Here is a 787-nt window from a genome sequence, read left to right as displayed (position 1 = left end):
GCCGATGCGCACTTTCCTCGATTCGCTCGATCTCGCCAAGGAGAAACTCATCCCCCATTGATGGATCGTTCTTTGTAGGCCCGACTACCTGTCAGATCGAGTCCCGGCTAATACACCTCAATCAACTGTTTGGCGTGGCGCATTGAGACGAACCAGTGCTCGTTCAGGCATTCGTCGCGGAACCGCCCGTTGAAGCTCTCGATATAGGCATTCTCCACCGGCTTGCCAGGCCGAATGAACGACAGCGTGACACCGGCTTCGTAGGCCCATGCATCCAGCACCTTACCAGCGAACTCCGGCCCGTAGTCGACCGTGATGGATGCGGGTAAGCCTCGCATCTCCTTGAGCCGCTCGAGCACTTGCTGCACTCGTAGGCCCGGCAGCGAAGTATCGACCTCGATGGCCAAGCACTCGCGCGTGTAGTCGTCGACCACGTTCAGGCATCGAAACCGCCGACCATAGGCCAACCCGTCAGAAACGAAGTCCATCGACCAGCTCTGATTCGAGCCTGTCGGTAACGGCAGCGGCGTGCGCTCGACAGCCGCAATACGCTTGCGTCGCCGCTTGCGCACGCTCAGCCCCGCCTTGCTGTACAGGCGCCAGATGCGCTTGTCGTCTAATTGCTGTCAATAGATCATCCTCCTGGAAAGGGTTCAGACCGGCCGTTTCCTTGTCGTCTTCGTGGTCGTGTTCACGCCACAACATGCCGGCAGAGAGTCGCTACAACGTTCCGATGTGATTGCCGCGGTTTTCCCGCAAAGCGCGTCAAGGAATCGTTGAGGCGACG

Annotated in this window: 1 pseudogene; it reads right to left on the bottom strand. The window is 59.0% G+C overall.

The features are described 5' to 3' along the window. Nucleotides 1–116: 116 nt before the first annotated feature. A pseudogene (locus DID99_RS36765) lies at nucleotides 117–620 on the bottom strand (DDE-type integrase/transposase/recombinase); the annotation flags it as partial. Nucleotides 621–787: the final 167 nt, after the last annotated feature.

The organism is Burkholderia sp. Bp8986, assembly GCF_003854225.1.
Classification (GTDB): Bacteria; Pseudomonadota; Gammaproteobacteria; order Burkholderiales; family Burkholderiaceae; genus Burkholderia.
Note: the sequence above shows the minus strand (reverse complement) of the source record. Positions and strands in the feature narration are given on the sequence as shown.